At 69.8% G+C, this 22,939-nt stretch carries 22 protein-coding genes and 4 pseudogenes; 15 read left to right on the top strand and 11 right to left on the bottom strand.

Annotation, left to right across the window (positions count from 1 at the left end):
• The first annotated feature begins 1 nt into the window (after position 1).
• The 4 genes from OG819_RS57645 to OG819_RS57625 all read left to right on the top strand — a co-directional run bounded on the left by OG819_RS57645 (position 2) and on the right by OG819_RS57625 (position 3,788).
• Positions 2 to 1,021, top strand: coding sequence for an aldo/keto reductase (locus OG819_RS57645; protein ID WP_266638901.1), 1,020 nt, complete (start codon positions 2 to 4; stop codon positions 1,019 to 1,021).
• Between the two features lie 511 nt (positions 1,022 to 1,532).
• Positions 1,533 to 2,030, top strand: coding sequence for a helix-turn-helix domain-containing protein (locus OG819_RS57635; protein WP_266638900.1), 498 nt, complete (start codon positions 1,533 to 1,535; stop codon positions 2,028 to 2,030).
• A gap of 178 nt (positions 2,031 to 2,208) precedes the next feature.
• Positions 2,209 to 2,733 (top strand): SRPBCC family protein, encoded by a 525-nt coding sequence (locus OG819_RS57630; RefSeq protein ID WP_266638899.1) that lies wholly within the window; start codon positions 2,209 to 2,211, stop codon positions 2,731 to 2,733.
• Entirely contained in the window at positions 2,733 to 3,788 is a 1,056-nt protein-coding gene (locus tag OG819_RS57625; protein WP_266658228.1) for an LLM class flavin-dependent oxidoreductase, read from the top strand. The genes OG819_RS57630 and OG819_RS57625 overlap by 1 nt, the downstream gene beginning before the upstream one ends.
• Positions 3,789 to 3,839: 51 nt before the next feature.
• Here the strand turns inward: OG819_RS57625 and OG819_RS57620 are convergent, their stop codons facing one another.
• Positions 3,840 to 4,301, bottom strand: a complete 462-nt coding sequence (locus tag OG819_RS57620; protein WP_266638897.1) for an SRPBCC family protein — start codon at positions 4,299 to 4,301, stop codon at positions 3,840 to 3,842.
• Positions 4,302 to 4,444: 143 nt separating this feature from the next.
• Positions 4,445 to 4,543, bottom strand: a pseudogene (locus OG819_RS57615) (winged helix-turn-helix transcriptional regulator); the annotation flags it as partial.
• A 50-nt stretch (positions 4,544 to 4,593) separates the two neighbouring features.
• Here OG819_RS57615 and OG819_RS57610 point away from each other — a divergent pair.
• From OG819_RS57610 to OG819_RS57575, 8 genes and pseudogenes are all read left to right on the top strand, one after another.
• On the top strand, positions 4,594 to 6,096 hold the full coding sequence (locus tag OG819_RS57610) for a metallophosphoesterase (protein WP_266658226.1): 1,503 nt from the start codon (positions 4,594 to 4,596) through the stop codon (positions 6,094 to 6,096).
• A 633-nt stretch (positions 6,097 to 6,729) separates the two neighbouring features.
• On the top strand, positions 6,730 to 7,593 hold the full coding sequence (locus OG819_RS57605) for an isocitrate lyase/PEP mutase family protein (RefSeq protein WP_266658224.1): 864 nt from the start codon (positions 6,730 to 6,732) through the stop codon (positions 7,591 to 7,593).
• A complete protein-coding gene (locus OG819_RS57600; RefSeq protein ID WP_266638894.1) occupies positions 7,590 to 7,856 on the top strand; it encodes a hypothetical protein in 267 nt (88 codons plus the stop codon). The genes OG819_RS57605 and OG819_RS57600 overlap by 4 nt, the downstream gene beginning before the upstream one ends.
• A 323-nt stretch (positions 7,857 to 8,179) precedes the next feature.
• Positions 8,180 to 8,740 carry a hypothetical protein gene (locus OG819_RS57595; RefSeq protein ID WP_266638893.1) on the top strand — a complete coding sequence of 187 codons (561 nt, stop codon included), beginning with the start codon at positions 8,180 to 8,182 and terminating at the stop codon, positions 8,738 to 8,740.
• Positions 8,741 to 9,058: 318 nt separating this feature from the next.
• Positions 9,059 to 9,928: pseudogene (locus tag OG819_RS57590) on the top strand (hypothetical protein); the annotation flags it as partial.
• A gap of 55 nt (positions 9,929 to 9,983) precedes the next feature.
• A pseudogene (locus tag OG819_RS57585) lies at positions 9,984 to 10,166 on the top strand (VOC family protein); the annotation flags it as partial.
• 163 nt (positions 10,167 to 10,329) lie between these two features.
• A complete protein-coding gene (locus OG819_RS57580) occupies positions 10,330 to 10,947 on the top strand; it encodes a TOPRIM nucleotidyl transferase/hydrolase domain-containing protein (protein WP_266638892.1) in 618 nt (205 codons plus the stop codon).
• Positions 10,948 to 11,092: 145 nt separating this feature from the next.
• Positions 11,093 to 11,836, top strand: coding sequence for an SDR family oxidoreductase (locus OG819_RS57575; protein ID WP_266658222.1), 744 nt, complete (start codon positions 11,093 to 11,095; stop codon positions 11,834 to 11,836).
• Between the two features lie 185 nt (positions 11,837 to 12,021).
• Here OG819_RS57575 and OG819_RS57570 read toward each other — a convergent pair whose 3' ends face one another.
• Positions 12,022 to 12,486, bottom strand: coding sequence for an SRPBCC family protein (locus OG819_RS57570; protein ID WP_266658220.1), 465 nt, complete (start codon positions 12,484 to 12,486; stop codon positions 12,022 to 12,024).
• 46 nt (positions 12,487 to 12,532) lie between these two features.
• Here OG819_RS57570 and OG819_RS57565 point away from each other — a divergent pair, with 46 nt between their 5' ends.
• Positions 12,533 to 13,141, top strand: coding sequence for a TetR/AcrR family transcriptional regulator (locus OG819_RS57565; protein ID WP_266658218.1), 609 nt, complete (start codon positions 12,533 to 12,535; stop codon positions 13,139 to 13,141).
• Between the two features lie 198 nt (positions 13,142 to 13,339).
• Complete coding sequence (locus tag OG819_RS57560) at positions 13,340 to 13,798, top strand: PPOX class F420-dependent oxidoreductase (RefSeq protein ID WP_266658216.1); 459 nt, start codon at positions 13,340 to 13,342, stop codon at positions 13,796 to 13,798.
• 71 nt (positions 13,799 to 13,869) lie between these two features.
• Here the strand turns inward: OG819_RS57560 and OG819_RS57555 are convergent.
• From OG819_RS57555 to OG819_RS57520, 8 genes and pseudogenes are all read right to left on the bottom strand, one after another.
• Positions 13,870 to 13,977, bottom strand: a pseudogene (locus OG819_RS57555) (IS5/IS1182 family transposase); the annotation flags it as partial.
• 151 nt (positions 13,978 to 14,128) lie between these two features.
• Entirely contained in the window at positions 14,129 to 15,367 is a 1,239-nt protein-coding gene (locus OG819_RS57550; RefSeq protein WP_266638887.1) for an acetamidase/formamidase family protein, read from the bottom strand.
• A 657-nt stretch (positions 15,368 to 16,024) separates the two neighbouring features.
• Positions 16,025 to 16,318 carry a muconolactone Delta-isomerase family protein gene (locus OG819_RS57545; protein ID WP_266658214.1) on the bottom strand — a complete coding sequence of 98 codons (294 nt, stop codon included), beginning with the start codon at positions 16,316 to 16,318 and terminating at the stop codon, positions 16,025 to 16,027.
• A gap of 41 nt (positions 16,319 to 16,359) precedes the next feature.
• Positions 16,360 to 17,238, bottom strand: coding sequence for an ABC transporter substrate-binding protein (locus OG819_RS57540; RefSeq protein ID WP_266658212.1), 879 nt, complete (start codon positions 17,236 to 17,238; stop codon positions 16,360 to 16,362).
• Positions 17,239 to 17,552: 314 nt separating this feature from the next.
• On the bottom strand, positions 17,553 to 18,677 hold the full coding sequence (locus tag OG819_RS57535; protein ID WP_266638884.1) for a muconate/chloromuconate family cycloisomerase: 1,125 nt from the start codon (positions 18,675 to 18,677) through the stop codon (positions 17,553 to 17,555).
• Positions 18,678 to 18,731: 54 nt separating this feature from the next.
• The gene (locus OG819_RS57530) at positions 18,732 to 19,691 is read right to left on the bottom strand and encodes a PDR/VanB family oxidoreductase (RefSeq protein WP_266638883.1); all 960 of its coding nucleotides are present in this window, start codon (positions 19,689 to 19,691) and stop codon (positions 18,732 to 18,734) included.
• A 43-nt stretch (positions 19,692 to 19,734) separates the two neighbouring features.
• A complete protein-coding gene (locus OG819_RS57525) occupies positions 19,735 to 20,514 on the bottom strand; it encodes a dienelactone hydrolase family protein (protein WP_266638882.1) in 780 nt (259 codons plus the stop codon).
• A 25-nt stretch (positions 20,515 to 20,539) separates the two neighbouring features.
• The gene (locus OG819_RS57520; RefSeq protein WP_266638881.1) at positions 20,540 to 21,313 is read right to left on the bottom strand and encodes a dioxygenase; all 774 of its coding nucleotides are present in this window, start codon (positions 21,311 to 21,313) and stop codon (positions 20,540 to 20,542) included.
• 280 nt (positions 21,314 to 21,593) lie between these two features.
• Here OG819_RS57520 and OG819_RS57515 point away from each other — a divergent pair, with 280 nt between their 5' ends.
• Complete coding sequence (locus tag OG819_RS57515) at positions 21,594 to 22,892, top strand: ISAs1 family transposase (RefSeq protein WP_266650140.1); 1,299 nt, start codon at positions 21,594 to 21,596, stop codon at positions 22,890 to 22,892.
• The last annotated feature ends 47 nt before the right edge of the window (positions 22,893 to 22,939 follow it).

Here is a 22,939-nt window from a genome sequence, read left to right as displayed (position 1 = left end):
CATGCAGTACCGCACCTTGGGCCGCACCGGTGTGCAGGTCAGCTCCCTCGCGCTCGGCGCGATGAACTTCGGCGCGATCGGGCGCACCACCCAGGACGAGGTCACCGCCGTCGTCGACGCCGCCCTCGAGGCGGGGATCAACGTCATCGACACCGCCGACATGTACAGCGGCGGCGAGTCGGAAGAGATGGTCGGCAAGGCCATCGCCGGCCGCCGCGACGACATCGTGCTGGCCACCAAGGCGGGCATGCCGATGGGGGACGAGCGCAACCACCGGGGCGCCTCGCGCCGCTGGCTGGTCACCGAGCTGGACAACAGCCTGCGCCGCCTGGGCGTCGACCACGTCGATCTCTACCAGATCCACCGGTGGGACCCGGACACCAGCGACGAGGAGACGCTGTCGGCTCTGACCGACCTGCAACGCGCGGGAAAGATCCGCTACTTCGGCTCCTCGACCTTCCCCGCGTACCGCCTCGTGCAGGCGCAGTGGGCCGCCCGCGAGCATCACCTGAGCCGTTACGCCACCGAACAGCCCAGCTACTCGATCCTGCAGCGCGGGATCGAGACCCACATCCTGCCCGTGACCGAGGAGTACGGGCTCGGTGTGCTGGTGTGGAGCCCGCTGGCCTCGGGCTGGCTGTCAGGCGCGATCCGCGAGGGCCGGGACATCACCACCAGCCGCTCGACGTTCATGCCGCAGCGCTTCGACACCACCATCCCCTCCAACCGGGCCAGGCTCGACGCCGTCGAGCAGCTGGCCGAAGTCGCCGACGGGGCCGGTCTGACCATGATCCAGCTCGCGCTCGGATTCGTGACCGCGCACCCCGCCGTGACCAGCGCGATCATCGGCCCCCGCACGACGGACCACCTGCACTCGCAGCTCGCCGCCGCGGACACCGTGCTCTCCGCCGACGTACTCGACGCGATCGACGCGATCGTCGCCCCCGGCACCGACCTGGCCGCACACGAAAAGCACGACACCCCGCCCTCCCTGCTCGATGCGTCACTGCGACGCCGCTGACCGCCCGCGCGGACGCCATGTGCTGCGGCGCTCCGCGCCGCCTGGCCAAGGACGCGGCGCCGGGCGCTTCGCCCGGCTGAGGGCAATCGTGCGCGGCCCCGCGGTTTTTCACGGGGCATCCCGGGCGCGCCGTGGGCGGGCGGTCCGGGCGACGCCGATGGCGGCGGCCGAGGCGTCGCGGACCAGGGCCACGGCGCCCTTGGGCCGGTGGGGTGAGGTGATGGCCGTTGAGAGCGGCGTAGGCCTCGCAGGAGTGCCGGGCGAAGGCTTCGCTGGAATGCTCCAGCGCGGGCAGTCCGACCAGGATCTGCAGCAGGGCTGCGGCTTTCAGGCGCACAGAGCCGTAGATGCCGCCTTTCCTGGCCCGCGCATCATTGCCCGGCCGCTGCAAAGCCGCAGCGGCCGGGCCTGCCGCCCGAGGACGCCCCGGGAGAGAGGTACGGGCGGGAGCGTTACGCCGGTCCGCCCCGAACTGCTGAGTCCTGTCATAAGACCCTCGTATGCTGAGGGCATGAGGCGGACTTCCTTTGCGAACTGGCCCTGCTCCATCGCGCGCACGATGGATCTGCTCGGCGACTGGTGGACGCCGCTGGTCCTGCGGGAGGCGTTCTACGGAATCAAACGGTTCGACGAGTTCCAGCAGGAGCTCAAGATCGCCCGCAACACCCTGACCGACCGGCTCCGGCGCCTGGTCGACGAGGGCCTCATGGAGAAGAGGGCCTACCAGCACGATCCGGTGCGCTACGACTACGTGCTCACCGAGAAGGGCCGCGACTTCTTCGGCGTACTGGCCGCCATGAACACCTGGGGCAACCGCTGGCTCAGCGGCGAGCAGGGACCGCCGGTCGTCTTTCACCATGACCGCTGCGGCCACGAGAGCGCCGCCGAGGTGGTCTGCGCGGGCTGCGGGGAGCCCATGACGGCGGAGGACACCCACCCGCGTCTCGGGCCCGGCTATCCCGCGCATCTCGCCGAGCGGCCGGACATCCGGCGGCGCTTCACCGCCTGAGCACGGCTCGCCCCCCGCCCCCCGCCCTCGGGCTCCCGCCCTCGTCCTCGTCCTCTCGTCTCTCGGGCGTGCGCTTGGGGGCCTCCTTGACAAGTGAGTCTATCTACGCAACTCTCAAGGTCAGGGCCCACTTTAAGGTGTTTTCCGGCAGGGATGCAGAGGGAGGCCGAGCGAAGCCATGGAGTGGACGGGCGCACGCTATGCGGACAAGCCGGCGGTCGAGGTGCGGACACGGATCGACGCTCCGCCCCGGCAGGTGTGGAGGCTGGTCTCGGACATCCGGCTGATGCCGGCACTGAGCGCGGAGCTGCAGTCGGTCCAGTGGCTCGACGGGGCGGCCGGCCCCGCACTCGGCGCCCGTTTCGTCGGCAGCAGCAAGCACGAGGCACTGGGGGAGTGGGAAACCACCTCCTACATCGTCGAGTGGGAGCCGTACCGGGTGTTCGCCTGGGCGGTCGCCGATCCCGAACACCCCAGCTCCGTCTGGCGCTTCAGCCTGGAGGCGGCGGACGGCGGCACGGAGCTGACCCAGTGGATGCAGATGGGCCCCGGCCGCTCAGGGCTCTCCTTCGCGATCGACCGGATGCCGGAGAAGGAGCAGAAGATCGTGTTCGTACGGCTGCGGGAGTTCGAGCGGAGCATGGCCGGCACGGTCGACGCGATCAGGAAGATGGCCGAAGGCGGGGAAGGGGCCGGTGCGTGATGCGTACATCGACGACGATCGAGGCGTCGGCGGGGAACTGGCGGGAGAGCGTCGACTTCGTGGTGGAAGCCGAAAAGCTCGGGATGGACATCTGCTGGGTGGCCGAGGCCTGGGGGGCCGAAGCGCCCTCTGCGCTGGGCTACCTGGCGGCACGGACCGAGCGGATACTGCTCGGCTCCGGGATCATCCAGCTCGCGACACGCACCCCGGCCGCCATCGCCCGTGCCGCCCTCACCCTCTCCCACATCTCCGAAGGGCGCTTCCTCCTCGGCCTGGGACCGTCCGGACCTCAGGTGATCGAGGGACTGCACGGCGTGCCGTTCGCGCGGCCGCTGTCCCGGATGCGGGAGACCGTGGAGATCGTCCGGCAGGCCGTCGCGGGCGAGAAGATCGCCTACGAGGGGCGGGAGTTCACCATTCCGCTGCCGGGCACCGGCGCGAGACCCATGCGGATGTCGATACGGGCCGAGTACGACCTGCCCATCTATCTGGCCACCCTCTCCCCGAAGATGCTCAGGCTCACGGGGGAGGTGGCGGACGGCTGGCTGGGCACGAGCTTCGTGCCGGAGGGCGCCAAGGAGGCATACTTCGACCACCTGGACGCCGGGCTCGCGGCGGCCGGACGCACACGCGCGGACCTCGACGTCTGCCAGGGCGCCGAAGTGGCCTTCGCCGAGGACGAGGACGCGCTGCGCACGATGGTGGCCGGCCGGAAGAAGGAACTCGCCTTCAGCCTGGGCGGGATGGGGTCCGCCACGACCAACTTCTACAACAACGCCTACAGCAGGCAGGGCTGGGCGGAGACCGCCGCCGAGGTGCACGAGCGCTGGCAGGCCGGCGACCGGGACGGCGCGGCAGGTCTGGTCACCGACGAGATGGTGCTCGCCACGACACTGATCGGCACCGAGGACATGGTGCGTGACCGCCTTCGTGTCTGGCAGGCCGCCGGTGTCGACACGGTCCGCCTCTACCCCGCGGGCGAGACGCTCGACGCCCGGCTCACCACACTGGGGCGGGCGCTCGACCTCGTACGCGACCTGGGCAGCCACGCATGAACGGCCCGCCGGCGCCCGGAGCCTGACGTCACCGGCGGCTGCCACGCTGATCTAGCGCTTGCCCTCGACCAGCCGGGCGAGGTTGTCCAGGGCCATACGGGTACCCAACTCGTTGTCCTCACGGGGTACGTCATCGGGAATGCCCTCATGCACGATCACGACGTCGGTCGCGTCGCCCACCCGGGTGAGCGACGTGGTCATCGTCATCGTGCCGCGCAACGCGTCCTCGGACGTCTCGAACTCGAAGACCTCAACCACCAGTTCGCCGGGAACCAGTCGTGCGAAGCGGCCGTGGTAGGTGTCCGTGTGAGCGGCCGACTTCCCTGAAACGGCCGCGTCCTGGTAGCTGAGCGAGATGCGGAAGGCGCCGCCTTCGCGAGGGTCGAATTCGTGGACGCGGCTGGTCATGCCGGCGGGCACCCGCCAGGCTGCCACCGCGTCCGGGTCGGTCAACGCCTGATAGACGGCCGCCGGGGCTGCCTTCACGCGTCGCGAAACTCGCGTGGCGTACATGAGAGGCAACGTACTACTCCCGGTCCGGACCCGGCGCTGTTCGACAGGCAGGCTCCGGACGCGCGGCCGGGACAGTCATCCGCGAGGCCAAGGCCGACGACCCGCCTCGCCGCCCGTCAGGCACCGAAGCGGCGGCGGGAGGCCTCGACCCGCGGTGGCACGACGGGGCGCACCTTCCGCTCGACCAGACCGTTGCGCTCCAGCATGCGCAGGTTCTGGGTGAGCATCTTGGGACTGACGCCGTTGTTCACCCCTTCCCCGCCCGCTCCTGGGTCGTTGCTACGGTTCACCGGTGTCTGACTCTTCACGCGATACCGCCGAAGGCGCCGGCTGGGGCACCCTGGAACACGGCGAGTACCAGCACCTCATGCCGCACCAGGTCGAGAAACTCTCGTGGCTCAACCCGAAGACCCTGTGGGCCGCACGCAACGGCGTGCTGGCCTCCTGGTTCGGAGATCCCACGGGCCACACCCGCAGCCGCTGGGCGGCACAGCGGACGGCCGCCGGAGCACCCGCCACCAAGGTGATCCGGCGCGAGGACCCGGACGAGTTCTCCTTCATGGTCATCGGAGACACCGGCGAGGGAGACGATCCCCAATACGCCGTCGTCCCCGGCTTTCTGAAAGTCAGTCAGGGAACAGAATTCGCCGTCATCGCCAGCGACGTGATCTACCCCGTCGGCAGTGCGGACGACTACGGCACGAAGTTCTTCCGCCCGTACCAGAACTACCAGGCACCCATATACGCGATACCCGGCAACCACGACTGGTACGAAGACCTCGGCGGCTTCATGCGCGTCTTCTGCGACGACGCCCCGCCACTCGCCCCTGAGCCCGCGCCGCGCCCCCTCTCGCGGGCCTGGCTGCGGTCGCTGCTGTGGCACCGGCCGCACCCGTCCGGCGGACAACGCCTCACCGAAGCACGGAAGTTGCGCTCCTCACCAGCCCAACAGGCCGTCCAGCCGGGCCCGTACTGGGCGATCGACGCCGGGCCGGTGCGGATCATAGGCATCGACACGGGACTGCTGGGGACCCTCGACGCCGAGCAGGGCGCATGGCTGCGCGAGGTGTCCAAGGGACCTCTCCCCAAGATCCTCGTCACCGGCTCGCCGCTGTACGTGGACGGCGAACACCACCCTTGCGCCATCGAGGGCGGCGGCACCGTCGACGACCTCGTCCGCGACCCGGACCACCGCTATGTCGCGGCCATAGGCGGCGACATCCACAACTACCAGCGCTACCCGGTGCAGGTGGACGGCCGCACCATCCAGTACGTGGTGTCGGGCGGCGGCGGAGCCTTCATGCACGCCACGCACACCATCCCCCGCGTCTGCGTCGCGAACGTCACCGAGCAGGAGTTCCGCTGCTACCCGCTGCGCGGCGACTCCCTCGCCTTCTACAGCAGGCTGTACGGACGCAGGCTCCGCCTGCGCCGCCTGTTCACCCTCACCGAGGCCGAGGCGACGGCCGTGGTCGCCGAGCGGCTCGGCATCCCGCCGACCCGCACCCAGGGCCCGCCCGCCCCCGTCACCCGGCGCACCCGTCTGATCGCGAGCCTGCTGGGCGCGGGCGGCCGCCCCGGCCGCACCTCGCGCTTCCGCCTGCCCGTGCGGAAGATCTACACCCAGCTCTTCTCGCCGGGCTCGGCGACCTACAGCCCGCCGTTCTTCAAGTGCTTCCTGCGCCTGGACGTCACTCCGGAGGCGGTCCGGCTGCGCTGCTTCGCGGCCACCGGAAACCGCGCGCAGGAACTCGAGCCGCCGGTCGAGGACGAAGTCACCATTCCGCTGATCTGAACGCCCCGGGATGTCGGGACGCCGCGGCTGCGTTATCATTGATCTTGAGCAGGCCGCCCGAACATGTGGCGGTCGGCCTGGCGTTGGTGGTCCAAGGAAAGACGTCCCGCTTCCTGCGGGGAGATGCAGGTGCAAGGCCTGCCCGGCGCTCCGCACAGCCCCGCCTCCGGTATCCCGGAGGCGGGGCTGCTTTTTTCATGGCCGCTTCCCGCCTGCCACGTACTGCCGTGTGCTCGAGTGGTACGGCTTTTGCACCGGCCTCCTGGGGCACGGTGCGGGTGCTCGGCTCCGCCGGCGAACCGCCGTACGCCGGCGGCGGCATGGGGGTGAGCCCCCGCCGGTCTGATGCGGGCAGCAGGCGCAGGCCCGGTCATGCGCCCCGCCCCGGCCACGACGCGGCCGCCCGCGCGGCCCCGGGCTGCCGCGCCCGGCCGCACGGCGGGATCAACAGGGCGCGGACGGGCGACGAGTGACGTTTCTCCGGTGAACCGCTTGCGCCATTGAGGTGAGTAAAGCCAGTCCAAGGGGAGGGTCCAGGATCGATATAGGGATCCTCTTGTCCTGGCAAAGGGTGGTCGTGTCGTGACGGTCCTTTCCGTGTGACGTGTTGAACCCCAAGGGAGGAGCCGGACATTGACTTACGGGAAGAAGCTGAGGGAGCAGATCGCCGAGCCGCAGACCACTCCGCTGATCGGCGTGTACGACATGTACTCGGCGTCGATCGCGGCCGAGCACTACGACGGGATGTTCGTCTCCGGCTTCGGCTTCGCGGCCTCGTACTACGGGCTGCCGGACATCGGCTTCATCGCCTGGCCGGACATGGTGGCGTTCGTCCAGCGGCTGCGGGGCGCGTTCCCCCGGCACCACCTGCTGGTGGACATCGACGACGGGTACGTCGATCCCGAGGTCGCCTGCCATGTGGTGGAGGGGCTGGAGCGCATCGGGGCGTCGGGGGTGATCCTGGAGGACCAGAAGCGGCCGCGCCGGTGCGGGCACGCCGACGGCAAGCAGGTGCTGCCGCTGTCCGAGTACCTCGCCAAGCTGGAGATGGTGCTGGCGACCCGGCAGGACATGGTGGTGGTGGCCCGTACGGACGCCACCGACGAGCACGACATCCTGCACCGGGCCGGGAAGCTGGCCGCGACCGACGCGGACGTGGTGCTGGTCGACGGGGTGCGCAGCGTGGAGTGGATCCGGCGGATCCGCAAGGTGGTCGGCGACAAGCCCCTGCTGTTCAACCAGATCGCGGGCGGCAAGTCACCCAGGCTCTCCCTGACCGAGCTGTCCGAACTCGGCGTGGACGTCGCCATCTACAGCACGCCGTGTCTGTTCGCCGCACACCAGGCGATGCACTCCGCGCTCGCCGACCTCAGGGCGGCGGACGGCCGGCTGCCCGTGGTGGACGCGGCGGACGGAGTCGGCGTCAAGACCGCCACCCAGCTTCTGGAGCGCAACATCGCGCGTCTGCGGCCGGAACCCCAGGGCGTGAGCGCGTGACACCGGGGCGCGTCCCACCGCGGCCGCTGGGTAGGGCCGCCGTCCTGGCGGCGGCCCTGCTGGGCGCCGCGGCAGCACCGGCGGCCGCGGGCGACAGCCTGATCACCGTGCTCGACAACTCGCACGCCGACTCGATCCTCGAGGTGGACCGGACCGCGAACATCCAGCAGGGCAGCGGAACGGCCGGCAGCGACCACGAGGGCAGCACCGTCGACATGATCGAGGCCCTGGTCGCGGCACACCAGCGCAAGGACGACGACTGACCCGCCGGGCGGCCGGCGACGGGACGGTGAGGGCCTGCCGTGCGGGGCAGGCCGCAGGGAGGTGACGGTATGTGCCTGTCCGGGCCGGGTGAGCGGGGTCCGACAGGGACGGCGTGAGCGCGGGCAGCCGGCCGGGTGCGAGGGCGGAGTTGTCGCGCGAGGTGGAGGGTGGTCGCACCTGTGCGGCCACCCCAGCCCGGCCGTACACGGCTCGCCGGGCGTCTCCACCCGGTTCAGCGCTTCGACGGCACCGGAACTCCCTGACCCTGTCGGCGAACATCCTGACGCCCTCGTTGTCGGTGGCCGGCGTCATACTGCCGTGCATGACGACACGGCAGGAATGCGCGAAGACCGACAGTCTCGTACGGGAGGCCTTACGCGCCGCGCTGCGCCATGTGTGGCTGCGCTTCCCGGAGGTGGTCCGTGAGCGGACGCAGGAGCAGTCCGTGATGGCGAAGGTCGAAGGCGCTTTGCAGCCTCGTATCGATGCGGCTCTCGGCGAGGGTTTCCGCGTCGACTCGGAGTACAACCGCTGGCACGACCGCGATCGCGAGGGCCTTGAGATTCTGCGGACCAAGTATCTCGAGGGATGGGGCGACGACGGCCAGGACCTGCAGGTTCGTCCCGACCTGATCGTGCACGACGGAACGGGCGACCTCAGCCGCAACCTGCTTGTCGTAGAAGCGAAGCAGGGCACCGTACGGGCCTGCGACCGTGCGAGTGACTACCGCAAGCTCGACGGTTTCCTGACCCTTTTCCAGTACCGGCAGGCGGCCTTCCTCGAATTCGACGGCCGGGGCGGACCGCCCCGCCTGCAATGGCTGACAGCCGCAGCGCCACCGCCCGACCCGTCGCGTCAGGCGACAGAGACGGTGCAGCTCTGACACTCCCCAAGCCTTGTCGGGACGGCCGAAGCGGGCTCTGCCCGCAACGTAGGACCGTCTGACGATCCCGCAGCACACACCCGAACTCTCAGCTCGTTGCGGGCTCTGGGCTGTCGGTGATCAGAACCTCCACCAGGGCCTCAACAGCGACCGCGGCCTCCGGGGTGGCCGGCGGGAGCGGTCGGCTTCCGGGCTGCGGGTGATGGCCGGGCCGTTCGTCGCCCCGGGCCCGTCCGGTGTGGCGGTACGCGGCCGGCTCGAGCATCTGACGGCCGGGGATGTGCGGGTGGTGCATCGTGGCAGGCGGCCGGCGCACCCGCCTACGCCCGGCTCCTGGACGGCCTGGCGGCGCGCTTCCCGGTGGTCCCCGACGCGGCCGCGCCCGTGCAGGACACGGCGGTGCGCGAGACGTCCGCCGGCGTCCCCGTCCCGGCGGAGGCGCGGGCTGTGTCCGTAAATCCGGCGCCCGGGCGTGAAGAAGGCGGCCCCGGCGAACACTTTGGCGGGCGCCGACCCCTGCTTCGGGAACGGGCCGCGGCCGTCGTCGACGTCGAAGACGGCAACGTCGTCGCGTACTGCGTCGACGGTCTGGTCCTTGACGTACCCGCCAGGTCGATCCCGGCGCTGGCCGACTGGAAGCTGACGAAGCGCGGGTTCGGCCGGTGGGCGCGGATCTACCGTCCGGCGCAGGGCTCGCAGCGGGCCTGTGTCCAGCTGTGCAGCCCGTCCTGGCACGCACTCGGCACCCGCCACTGGGGCGAGGCCGGACAGCTTCCGCCGGCCGAACTCGCCCGGCTCCTGGGCACGTTCGCGTCGCGGGTGATGACGTCGCGCGGCTCCACCGCCGTCACCGGCCTGGAGCTGATGACCGCGCTGCACCCGCCGACCCGCGCGTCCGAACCGGACGCCAACGGCGTGCGGCACAGCGTGCACAACCCCGGCTCGCTGGGAAAGGACCCGGTCGACCCGGCACCGTGCGAGGCCCCCGACGGACACCCACTCCTCGCCGGCCTGCCCCGCTTCCACCGCCGGAGCCCGGCGGAGGTCCTGGCGGAGGAGGCGTACGACTGGGCGCGCCCCCTCACCGGCGCCGAATGTACCCGGCGGTTCCTGGTCGGCATCGACGTGAACATGGCCTTCGCCGCCGGCGCGAACGGCATGGTCGTCGGCCTCGGTGCGCCGACGCACGAACGTCGCCTGTCGCGGCACTGGTTGGCGAGCCGGCCATTGCACGCTCGGCGTGAAGACCGTGCCGGACCGCGTCCATCGTGACCTGCTGCCGTACCCCGGTGACGACAAAGCAGCGGAGGTGGCCCGGCTGCGGGCCCTCGGCGCCACCGACCTCGACCTCGGCCAGGGCGACGTCCCGTGGACGTGCCTGGCCGACCCGGAGGGCCACGAGTTCTGCGTCCTCGCCCCGTCCTGAGGCGGAGCCCTGACGGTACCCCGACACATGAGCCCTGTCTGCTCATGCGCCGTGACCCCGGGTGGGTGGTCAGGCTCAGGTGAGCACGAGGGGGGCGGGCGTGCCGAGCGGGGCCGTCGAATATTCAGTGTCGTGCCGGTCGGTGGGAGTGCAGACTCGCTCCATGGCGGACATGCACGTATTCCGGGACACGGTCAGCCGCTGGGCGGCGGGCGGCCCCGGCGGTCCGGCGAGTGATCTGGCTGTGCGACTGGGGCTGCGGACGGCGGTGCTGGTGGAAGGGCCGAGTGACTTCGCGGCCGTCGAGGCGCTGGCCGCACGGTGTGGCCGGGACCTGGCCGCCGAGGGGGTGTGCGTGGTGGCGATGGGCGGGGCGATGAGTATCGGCCGCTACGCCGGTCTCCTCGGGCCACCCGGTCTTGGCCTGCGCCTGAGGGGACTGTGCGACGTGGGCGAGCAGCGGTTCTACGACCGCGGCCTGAAGCGGGCCGGGGTGCCGCGCGAGGGCTTCTTCGTGTGCGTGGCGGACCTGGAGGACGAGCTCATCCGCGCGCTGGGCACGGCGCGCGTGGAGGAGGCCATCGGGGCCGGGGGCGACCTGCGGGCCTGGCAGACCTTCCTGGGCCAGCCCGCGCAGCAGGGTCGGCCCCGGCAGCAGCAGTTGCGGCGCTTCCTGGGCACGAAGAAGGGCCGCAAGATCCGTTACGGCCGTCTCCTGGTGGAGACCCTCGCACCCGGACAGGTACCGGGCCCGCTGGAGGGCCTCCTCGCGAGTCTGTGACCGGCGCGCGAAAGCGCGGTCACAGCCACTTCGGGCGCGGCCCCGCTGTCAGGACGGTGCTGTGGGTGCCAGGCGCGCAGCCTGGCGGATGCCGTCGTAGGGAATCACGTCGCTGGTCTTCGGGCCGAGTGCGAAGAGCGGGGCCGTGCGGTGCAGGGCAGGGCTCAGAAGTGCGCGAACGATTGTGACCGGCGCCGGTCCAAAACAGGGGACGCTGAAGTGCGGCCGGTGCAGCTCAACGGGTGACGTCCATGCGCTGTGTACGGTGACCGAGGAGATCCGGGCGGCGGGCGGCACCGCGGAGTACGTGGTGTGCGACCTGGCCGAGGCGACCAGCGTGCGCGCCGCCGTGGACCGAGCCGTGAACCTGTACGGCCGGCTCGACATCGCCTTCAACAACGGTGCGACGATCCAGCGGCCCGGCCCGATGGACCAGATGCCGCAGGCCGACCTCGACCACATCTACGACGTGAACCTCAAGGGCGTCTGGCTGGCCATGGTCGCCGAGATCGCCGCCATCCGAACCACCGCAGGGACGGGCGCCATCGTCAACAACTCATCCGTCGGCAGCCTGATGGGCAACCCCGAGCTGCCCGCCTACAGCGCGATGAAACGGGCGGTCAACAGCCACACCGAGTCGGCCGCCGTCACCTACGGCCCGGAAGGCATCCGCGTCAACGCCATCGCCCCCGGCCACACGTCGACCGAGATGATACGTACCTGGGAAGAAGCATCCCCCGGTCTCCGAGAGCGACTCACGGCGCACACCCCGCTGCGCCGCGCGGCAGACCCGCAGGAGATCGCGCAGGCCGCCGCGTGGCTCCTCAGCGACCGCTCCTCCTACGTGACCGGCTCGGTCCTACGGGTCGACGGCGGCGCGCGGGCCTGAGCCGGGGACGCCTCTGTCCCTGGGCCCTGCAGTGCCTCGCACCAGAGCAGGGCCTCGCCGAGGTCGGTGGCCGACCACACCGGCTCGATCGGCGGACCGGCATCGGCGAGCACCTCCAAGAGGACCTGACGGCGCTTCACGTACGGACGCGGCCAGTTCCGGCGCCCGGCCGACACGGACCGACGTCAGGATCCGGCAGCGGACACATGGTGAGCCAACTCGGTGGCCAGGCGTCGCATCACCGTGCGGTTGGCGCGTCGTATCGTGGCCCGGACGACGAGTGCCAGCAGACGGTCGGCGAGCGGGGCGCGCGCCCAGGCGTACGTGAACGACACGCGACTCCCACCGGTCCGCAGCGGTTCGATGGTGTAGGTGCCGTGGGCCAGGCGTCGGCCGGCCGCGCTGACGTTCCGTTCGACGATGCGCCGCGGGGGGTCGGCCTCGACGACCTCGACGGTGACGTCGGTCTTCGTGCCGCCCAGCGCGACTGTGACCGTGGCGCACGATCCGATGCCGCGGCCGGGGCCGCTGTAGCGCCAGTCGGTCAGGTAGTGGTCGGTGAATCGCTCGTGGTGAGCCATGACATCGAGGAAGTCGTAGACCTGCTCGGGCGTCTGCGGTACGTCGATCGACACGGTGACAGACTTCATGTACCACACGGTACACAGGGCATGTACCAATTGGTACACTCGTGAGGTGGTGAATACGGTCGGCTCACACCCTGAGGGCGAGGCAGCGCCCGGCACGGACGGGGACCGGCGCGCTCAATTGGTGAACGCGGCCGTCGACTACGTCGCGGCACACGGCATCGCAGACCTGAGCCTGCGCGGCCTGGGCACCGCGATCGGCGTCAGTCACCGCATGCTGATCCACTATTTCGGCTCCAAGGAACACCTGCTCGTCGAGATCGTCCGGACGTCGGAGCAGCGCCAGCGTGATCTGCTGTCCCGGCTCCGCCTGGAACCCGCTCTCTCGCCCGCCGATGCCGCGCGGCTCCTCTGGCAGCAGCTGACGGACCCTCGACTGGCCGGTCAGGAGCGGCTCTTCTTCGAAATCTACGGGCACGCGCTGCGGGGCCGTCCCGAGGCTGCCCCGGTCCTCGAAGGGCTCGTGAACGACTGGCTGGAGCCGCTCGTGGCCGCCGAGGTCGCCGCGGGGGCGGACCCTGCCGTGGCCCGGAACCGCGCCAGGCTGGGACTCGCCACCGTCCGTGGTCTGCTGCTCGACCTGCTCGCCACCGGTGACCGCGCCGGCGTCAACGCGGCGATGGAGGACTTCCTCCGGCTGTATTACGGCTCGAAGTGACGGAGCCGCCGATCAGGCCGGGCGGCTGGGCCGGACGGCGACCACCGTTCGAACAACGGTCCCTTGTGTCGCGGGCTTGCCAGGGGACAGCGAGCGGGCCAGGCCGGGGCAGCACACTTCCATGACGAGGACCGGAAGGGGGCGTTGAACCTACGGCGTTCATGAAATTGCTGGGCAGCCAAGCGCGTTGATCACGTCATGACTCAAGGACCAGCGCCTCGCCCACTGGACGACGAAACGCTCTCCAACCTGCTTGGCAAGCAGCAGTTCGGTACGCTCGCCACGGTCAAGCGCAGTGGCCACCCCCACCTGACCACCATGCTGTACAGCTGGGACGCCGAAGCTCGCATCGTGCGGTTCTCGACGACAGTCGACCGGATCAAGGTCCGGCATCTGCGGCGCAACCCGCAGGCGGCGCTGCATGTGCAGGGCGGCGACGTGTGGTCGTTCGCCGTCGCCGAAGGCGAGGCCGAGGTCTCCGAGATCACGACGGTTCGCGGTGACGCGGTGGGGCGGGAACTGCTCGGGATGATCCCGAAGGCCGCGAAGCCCGAGGATGAAGATGCGTTCCTGGAACAACAGGTTGCAGAGCGTCGGGTGGTCATCCGGTTGAAGGTGGACCGGCTGTACGGAACTGCGCTCAACATCAAGGGCTAGGACCTATCGGGTCCGTGCTGGTTGCAGCCCGTCGTTGAGGACTGCGGCCAGCACGGTCGCCTCGTAGCGGACGGCGAGCCACCCGGCTGACCGGCTGTGATCACGATGGACAGTGGCTTTTGTCCCCGCTCGACGGCGAGGTGAACCTTGGCGGTCAGCCCACCCCGGGGCCGTCCGAGACCATGATCGGTCGGCTCGACGGCGACGCCGCCGGGCGGCTGCTTTTGCAGGGAGCGTCGGCACCTGATGACGTCGACGCACCGGAACGTCGGGGCATCCCGGGGTGTCTGGGCCCCGGTCCCTACCCGGATCGGAGCGTCTGCGGGTCGGTCAGCCGAAGATGCCGCGGGGCAGAGTCATCGACACGAGCCATCTGGGGAGGTCCACCGTCTCGTTGATCTTCAGGTCGCCGGCCACGCTGCACAGCGTGTAGGCCTCGTGCAGGCTCAACCGCTGGTCGCTCACCAGCCAGTCGATCATCTCCCGGACGGCTGTCTTCGCGTTGTCCATCAGATCGGGTCCGGTGCCCACGGTCTGGTAGTAGCCCTGGTTGAGCATTTCGGCGGGCATGGCCAGCTGTGTGGGGTCCGCTGCGGGGACGACGGCCCGAGGCGAGGCGATCACGGTGTTCTTCACCAGGCCGAAGCGCAGCGTGACGGCCATGAGGGTCTCGACGGCCGTCCCCGTCACCTCGCCGTCGCCCTGTGCCATGTGCCCGTCCCCGGCGGAGAACATGGCTCCCGGGACGTACACGGGGAGTTGGACACGTGACCCTTTGACCAGCTGCCGGATGTCGGTGTTGCCGCCCATGCCTCCGCTGACGTCCGGCGAGAAGGTGCGATACATCCCCTTGCGCAGGGGAGCGACGCCCAGGATGCCCATGAAGGGGGCGATCGGGATCCGCGCCTCCCGACCGGTGTCGACACCCGTGAAAGCGGCGAAACCACTGCTCTGGCCCCGCTCGAACCTGAACGTCTGCAGGAACGGGGCACCGCTGTTGTACGGCTGGTCCTCGGGAATGGCTCCGGCCGCCGGGCCGGGCGTGGGGTCGCTCAACTGGGAAGCCTCGCTCCAGGGGGCGAGCGGAGCCAGTAGCTCGGGGCGAAGGGATCCGAAGAGACCGAGGACCGGGCTGATGACGACATAGCCGAAGTCGACCAGAGGACCGACGTCCAGGATCTCGACCTCCAGGATGTCGCCGGGCTCGGCTCCCTGGATCTCCACCGGACCGGTGAGCGGGTGCACCAGGCCCAGATCGATGGTGAGCGTTCCGTCCGGTGTCATCGTGCGGGCCGCCTCGCCGATGTCCAACGCGTCCCGGCACAGCAACTGGACGACCTCGCCGGGCCGTACGGTGGCGACCGGAGGCAGATCTCTGTTCCAGCGGTTGTGGAGCACCCGGCCGTATCCGTCGACGACGTTGACCCCACCCGGCCCGGCCGTCAGGTCAGGGCTGCCGGAGCCGACGACGTCCGTGCCGCCGATACGGCCCTCGCCGGTGGCCAGACCGGAGAGCGCGGTCGAGCCCGACCTCGCGGCCGTCTGCTGGATCAGGCTGCCGTTTCTCACGGTGCCGGAGTGGACGAAGCACATGGTGACCTCCGCGATCCCGCGCCTCCAGGGTGCCCGGTCGCGCCGGAGCCGACGCGTCAGTGCTTCGGCGGATCAGCGAGGCGCCGGCCTGCTCGGGACACGTCCTGTCACCACCTCGGCAGGGGCACAAGAGGTCGGGAGGCACAGTCCGTATGCAGCCGCTCAAAGAGGCAGAAGACTCAGGCCGGCCCTTCCCTTCAGGGTCACCCCGCTTGACTGCGGCGGCAAGCGGGACGGGCGGTGTACGCCAGCGCCCCGCTGACGGGGTGGTGCGTTGCTGCGGCGGACGTGTGACCGGCGACGGCTCGGCCAGGACGGTGGTGCGGGTGGAGACGATGCCGACGGCCGGTGAATCAGCCGCATCGGTCGCCTGCCTTTCCGGCCGACACCGGATCCGCCTCGCGTCAGCAGCGGCGAGAACGAGGCGGTCGTGAGCTTCGGCGCGCTCCACCGTGGGACCCTGACGCCGCTGCTCGAACACGGGCTTTACTGTTTCCGGTTCGACGGGTGAGGCACGGGGCGGGCGTGTGTCGAGGCGTGGCCCCTCTGCTTCCCTCTCATGGACTCCCGGCTCAGTGCGGCGGTCGTGACCGGCGCACTGAGCCGTGGTGGTGAGGTGCCGTGCCGGAAGGATCAGCCGGTCGGGCCGGGATCGTTGGGGTGCGGCTGCAGGGTGGTGATCACGGCGGTCGCCCAGGGCCACAGGGGCAGGCTGCCGAGGACCTTCTCCCGCAGTTGCGCCTCGTCGTCGGCGCGCCATACGCCGATGACGCGAGGTTCCCCGGCCGGGCGCCACAGCCGCAACAGGTGGCCCTCGGCGGCGAGTTCCCTGGCCCGCACGGCTTCGGCGGCGCGGCGCCGGTCGACTTCTGCTGGGTCGGTCCTCTCGGGCACACTGGCGGTCAGCTCGACCAGGAACTCCTTCATGGTCTCTTCCTCTCTTGTTTCTTCGGGTCTTGTTCTGTCGTCTACGGTGTGGTGGTTGCGGTGCGGTAGAACTCGGCTGCGGTGAAGGTGACGGGGACGCCGAGTTCGGCGGCGACCGCGGTGAGCCCGGTTTCGGCGGCGGTGAGGTCGGTGTGGCCGTCGGTGCTGAAATACGGTGCGATGAACTTCTCGTAGTGCGCTTGGACTTCGACCGCGGTGTGCCGGCCCAGGAACGTCTGCATGTACCGCACCGTGGTGTCGGGGTCCTTCTGGATCACCTGCAGGGCGCGCCGGTGGGCGCGTACGACGGCCTGGACCGCGGGGCCGTCCGGGTCGGTGTAGGTGGGGTCGACGGCCACGCCCACGGTGGGGATCTGGAAGTGGTCGCCGACGAAGGCCAGCACCTGCCAGCCGTACTCGGCGGCCAGCGCCTGCGGTGCCATGGTGTCGCCGACCATGGCGGCGTCGATCTTGCCCTCGTGCAGCCAGCGCAGGTCCATGGCGTAGTCGCCGGGCCAGCGGACGATGGTCTGCACGTCGCGGTCCACGTCGAGGCCGGCCTGGCGCAGCACGATCCGGGTGAAGATGCCGGGACCGGTGTGCGGGGGAGTCACCGCCAGCCGCCGGCCGGCCAGGTCGGCCAGGGAGGTCAGGCCGGGGCGGGCGAGGAACCAGAACAGCGGGCGGGCGGTGTTGACATGGAGCGCGACCCAGGGGATGCCGTCGTTCAGCCGGGACAGCACGGTCCGCCCCAGCCCGATGACCGCGCAGCGGCGCAGTTGCTGTGCGTCCCAGGTGCAGCCGTCGCGCAGTGCGACGTGGACGCCCTCGTCGGCGTAGAAGCCCTGCTGGTCGGCGATGTAGGTGACCAGTTCCTCGTGCGGGCCCCGCCCGACGTACGCGAGATCGATCATGTGCATGGCGTTTTTCCTTTGCGGTGACGGTGTGCCGGATGCGGCCCGGCCGTCGGCCGGACCGGGAAGGTATGGCCCCGTGTGCGCAGGACAGGACGCAGCGGTGCGGCGCTTGCGAGGATGCGGTGGGGCCTGTGTTGGTTGTAGGACTGCTCGTCTGCGCGCGGGCGTTGAGCAGATGGGCCTGGACTTCGATTCCCTCGGCCTGCAGGACGGGGTCGAAGGTGGCCGGGCAGTGCGCGTCCCGGTCACGGATCAGTTCACGGATCAGGAACTTCACCCCGGCGCCGGAGCCGTGGAGGTCCGTGACCGTGTTCTCGCTACCGTCGCCGCCGGTACCTGTCGACCTGGTCCCGGTCGACGTCGACGCCGAGCCCCGGGCCCTCGGGCACGAGGAGGTGGCCGTTGTCGTAGCGGACGGAGGCCACGGTGAGGTCGTCCTGCAGCAGCAGCGGCCCGATGAGCTCACACCCCATCTCGAGCTCCGGAACCGAGGCGAACACGTGCGCCGCGGCCGCGGTGCCGATCGACGTCTCGATGGCGGTGCCGCCGTAGCAGCGCAGACCGCCGTGGGTGGCGATGGTTGCAACCTCCACTGCCGCGCGCAGCCCACCAGCCTTGCCGATCTTGACGGAAACCGAATCGCACGCCCTCGCGGTGACGGCGGACATCGCGTCGACGGGGCGGCAGATGCTTTCGTCCGCCATGATGCGCAGGGTCGTCGACCGTTCGACCAGTGCTGCCATTCCGGCGAGGTCGCGGCGATCGACCGGCTGCTCGACAACGCTCACGCCCATCGCTTCCAGCTCTTTCACACTGGTCACGGCAGTGCGGTAGTCCCAGCTTCCGTTCGGGTCGACGAGGTAGTCGTAGTCGGCGCCGATTTTGGTGATGAGACGGGCCGCCCGCTTGAGATCCTCGGCGGGCGGCAGCGCACCGAGCTTCAGTTTCAGCGCCGAGTGGCCTTGCCCGAGACGCTCGATGGCCTCGTCGGCGACTTCTTGCTCCCCGCTGCCGCTGAGCGCCCAGCGGACGGGCAGGCGCAGGCGTGCCGCACCACCGAGCAGGCGGTGGACGGGCACTTCGAGCGCCCGGCCGGTGGCGTCGAGCACCGCCATCTCAACGGCAGCCTTGGCGAACTCGTTGGCGTGGGTCACCCTGTCCATCGCGGAGCGGATCAGCGGGAGCGCCAAGCAGTCCATGCCTTCCAGTACCGGGGCGAGGTAGATCTCGATGAGCTGCTGCTGCCCCTCGATGCTTTCGCCACTCCACCACGGCCCGCCCGGCGACACTCCTTCGCCGATGCCGACGACACCGGCGTCCGTGTGGACCTCCACAAGGAGGTAACTCTGGTGGTGGATCTCGTGGTTGGCGAACCGGTGCGGCCGGGACGTCGGAAGGTCGACGATCGTGGTACGCAGCTTGCCGATCCGTAGCGTGCTCACGACTCTTCCTTTCTTGAACGGTGTTTCGTACGTGTCGGGAAAGGAGTCATCTCGTCACTCGGGCAGTTCAAGGACGAGCTCCTCGCTCATCGCCCTGGACACGCAGATCATCATCACCGAGTTCTCGGCGCGCTCCGATTCGCTCAACACCTCGTCGCGGTGCTCGGGGAGACCCTTGACCACCCTGGTCTCGCACGTGCCGCAGATGCCGTCCCGGCAGTCGAAGTCCAGGTCGTAGCCTTCGCTTTCGAGGGCTTCGAGAATCGACTGGTCCGGGCCGACCCGTACCCGGTGCCCCGAATCGGACATGATCACGTCGAAGCCGGTGTCGTTCGAGGTATCGGTCCGCAGCGACGACTGGAAGCGCTCGATTTTCACCAACGACGGTTCCAGCGCCAGGTCCTCGACAGCCCGGGTCATCCCCTCCGGCCCGCAGCAGTACACGGTCGAGCCCCTGTGCCGGTCAAGGAGTGCCTGGAGGTCCACCAGGCCTTCGTGTTCGTCGTCGGCATGGATGGTGACCCTGCTGTCCGCCCAGGAGATGACCTCGTCGTGGTAGGCCATCAGCGAGCGACGGCGACCGCAGTAGACGAACTCGAAATCCGGGATGCCGGCGGCACGCAACTGCCGCAGCATGCTGAGGATCGGGGTGATCCCGATGCCTCCGGCGAGGAAGAGGTACCTTTCCGCGTGCACGAGTGGAAAGTTGTTGTACGGACCCTCGACCGGGATGACGGACCCGACAGGGAGTTCGTCGTGGACGTAGGTGCTGCCGCCGCGCGAAGTCGGCGACCTGTGGACGGCGATGGTCCAGCTGCCGTCCTCCCGGTCGGGGCCGCACAGTGAATACTGCCGGGTCAGGCCGGTCGGCAGGCTGAGGACGATGTGTGCGCCCGGCTCCCACGCCGGCAGCGGCTCGCCCGCAGCATCGGCCAGCCGGATTTCGACGACGTCGTCCGTGGCCTGCCTTCGCCCCTCGATCCTCAGATGCCGTCTCGTGTCTTCCCGGCTCATGTCTCTCCCGTCTATGTCGCCCTTCGCTCCGTCTGCACGCATGTCACGCCGCCGCGGGTGAGCCGCCGAGGTGTCCTCGGAAGAAGTGCAGGGTGCGGTGCCATGAGTCGGCGGCGGCTTCCGCCGACTCGTGCCCCTTCTCGGCCAGTCCGGCGAGGAAGCTGTGTCCGGCACGCTCGTACCAGACGACCTCGTGCTCACCGGGTGCTCGCTCCAGTGCCGCCTCGAGCAGGTCCACCTCGTTCGGGTCGATGTAGTCCTGCCGTCCCCAGAAGGCGAGCACCGGACCAGTGGTCCGGGCGGCGACCTCGATCGGCTCGTCCGTCGGGACCTTCGCCCCCGCCACGCCCTTCGGGAACGCGTAGTAGGTGACGGTTGCCTGGTTCGGACGGCTGGCCGCCGTCAGCAGCGCGAACGTGCCGCCCAGGCAGAACCCCAGCATTCCAAAGCGCCCAGTCGCACCCCCGATCTCATCGAGGACCTTCCCGAGGTCGTCGACAGCCTGCACGTCGTCGAGCAGGGCACGCCGCTCGTACGCGGCTTCCCGGCTGGAGTCCCTGGCCTCACCCACCCGGTGGAACAGGTCCGGGACAACCGTGCGGTAGCCCTGCTCGGCGAGCAGGCCGGCCAGGTACCGGTAGAACGGGTTGATCCCGAAGATGTCGGACGCGATCACGATCTGCGGCGGCTCGCCGCCGCCCCCCGCACTGCCGGTATCGGGCTCGAACACCAGGTACGGAACCGGATCGGTGCCGCAGGTGCGGCGCAGATCCTGGCGAACCGACGACGGGGGCCGCGGGGCGGCGGAGTGGACGTGGCACATCAGAGCACCGGTTCCTTTCTCGCGGCTACTGCGGCTGCAGCACGAACGCGAACTCGCCGTGCGTCCAGCTGTCGCCGTCGATTTCGGTCTTGCTCAGCGGGATGATCAGGCCCTGCTTGACCCCTTCCGCGCAGTCGCTGTCGAGGTAGGGGTCGCCTTCGAAGTAGAGCTGGGTGACCAGGGGCTTGTAGCCCTCGGCGGTGATCCTGAAATGCAGGTGGGCGGGGCGCCAGGTGTGCCGTCCGAGTACCGAGTTCAGCAGGTGGCCCGTCGGTCCGTTCTTGGGGATCTCGTAGGGGGCGGGGCGGATGCTGCGGAACTCGGTGCTGCCGTCGTCGTCGACGGGGATGCGGGCGCGCAGTATGTAGTCGTCGGGCATGCCGGCGTCGATGAAGCTGTAGAGCCCCTTGTCCGTGGCGTGCCATACGTCGATCACGGCTGTGCTGACGGGCTCGCCGGCCGGGCTGTGCACGGTGGCTTTGAACAGCATCTTGTCGCCGGCCTCGTCGGGCCGCATCGGCAGTGTGTAGGGCTGCTGGCTCAGCAGTGGTGCTCCGGGCTTGTAGTAAGGCCCCTCGATGGCGCTGGGTGTCCACGGTCCGTCGCCGTAGCTGGTGGTGTCCACGGTGGCTTCGAGGAAGTTGTCCATCCACAGGGGCCACTCACCGGCGTCGCTCACCCGGATCAGGTACTGCGTGACCGCGGCGTAGTCCTCGTATTGAAGGCCGTGACGAATGATGAAGTCCCTCGTCAGCTCCATGAACTCGTCGAACAAGTCGACGACGCGCTGATCAGTCATTGAGTCCTCCTGTGGAGGTCGCGGGAATAGGAATCCAGCGTCCGCGTGGCCGGCAAACTGGATTTCACGGCCACGCTAACCGCAGCCGCACGGCGAGGACCAATACCGGATCGGAACAGCTGATTGTGCTGCGCGGGTATCGCCACGGCCCCGGCGTAGTTGATCTTTGATGGGTTTTGGGTCGTTTGCCCAGGGGGAGGGGTGCGAGTTGCCAGACGAGCGCGGCCTCTGATGATCTTTCAGGTTCCTACGCCAGAAGATCGTCTCAGGAGCCGCGCTCGTGTCCGCATCCTCCCTGATCAGCCCTGTCCTTGGCCAGCTCACCGATCTCGCGCTGTGGGAGGCCGAGCTCGCCGCCGACCCTGTGGCAGTGGAATCCGCGCTGGTCAGCAGGTTGCGGCAGGTCCCTGACCGGCGTGCGGAGCGTGGGCGGCGGCATCCCCTGGTGGTGATCCTGGTGCTGGCCGCGTGCGCGACGCTGGTGGTCGGTGGTGACTCCATGACCGCGATCTGGCAGTGGTCCGCCCGCGCCCCGCAGGTCAAACTGGCCCGCCTCGGCGCCCGGTACGACCCGCTGGCCGGCCAGTACCTTGTGCCCAGCGAGCGCACCTTCCGCCGCGTGCTCGCCGACCTGGATGCCGACGTGCTGGACGCGGCGACCTGCGCATACGTCACCGACGTCGCGACCGGAAAGGCACCGACGCCCGAGGTCCCGGACACCCCGGGGCCCATCGAGCGCGAACAGCGCCGCGCCGCCCAGCGGGCCGTGGAACACCCGGCGCCGGCCGGGCTGCTGCCCGCTGCGGCTCTCGACGGCAAGGCCCTGACCGGCGCCCGCACCGAATCGGGGCGGGTCTTCCTGGTCGGGGCGGTCGACCACGCCAGCGGCGCGGTCCTCGGCCAGAGGCAGGTTCCGGACAAGCGCGGCGAGGGCGAGGCGGCCCGCATGCTGCTGGCCCAACTCGCCTTGTCCGGCCGGGTGTTCACCCTGGACGCCCTGCACACCACGAAGAAGACCGCCCACCTGATCACGGACCGGCTCGACGCCCACTACGTCCTGATCCTGAAGGGGAACCAGCCGCTGGCCCGCGCCGCCGCCCAGGCGCTGCTGGCCGGTACCGACGCCGAGTGGACCGAGACCACCGAGGCCGAGGACGACCGTGGGCACGGGCGCACCGAGCGTCGCACGATCCGCACCGCCCAAGCCGACGACGCCCTCTTCCCCGGCGCGGGACAGGTCTTCCGCCTGCGCCGTGACACCGGCGGCCTCGACGGAACCTGGACCGGGAAGGAGATCGTCTTCGGCGTCACCAGCCTGCCCGCCCACCTCGCAGGCCCCGCTCACCTCAACCACTACGAGAGGGTCCACTGGTCCATAGAAAACAAGATCCACTGGGTGCGGGACGTCACCTTCCATGAGGACAACTCCCAGGTCAGGACCGGCACCGCACCCCGAGCACTGGCCAGCTTCCGCAACCTGGGCATCAGCACGCTCCGCCTGGCCGGACGAGCCAACATCGCCCACGCCCGCCGCGATCTCCTCAACCACAACGACGCCTTCGCCGTCTACGGCATCTGATCAACTACCACGAAGCCGGACACAACCGAACAACGCCGGGGCCGTGC

Source organism: Streptomyces sp. NBC_01549 (genome assembly GCF_026339955.1).
Taxonomy (GTDB): Bacteria; Actinomycetota; Actinomycetes; order Streptomycetales; family Streptomycetaceae; genus Streptomyces.
The sequence above is the reverse complement of the archived record's forward strand: the minus strand, read 5'-3'. Positions and strand labels throughout refer to the sequence as shown.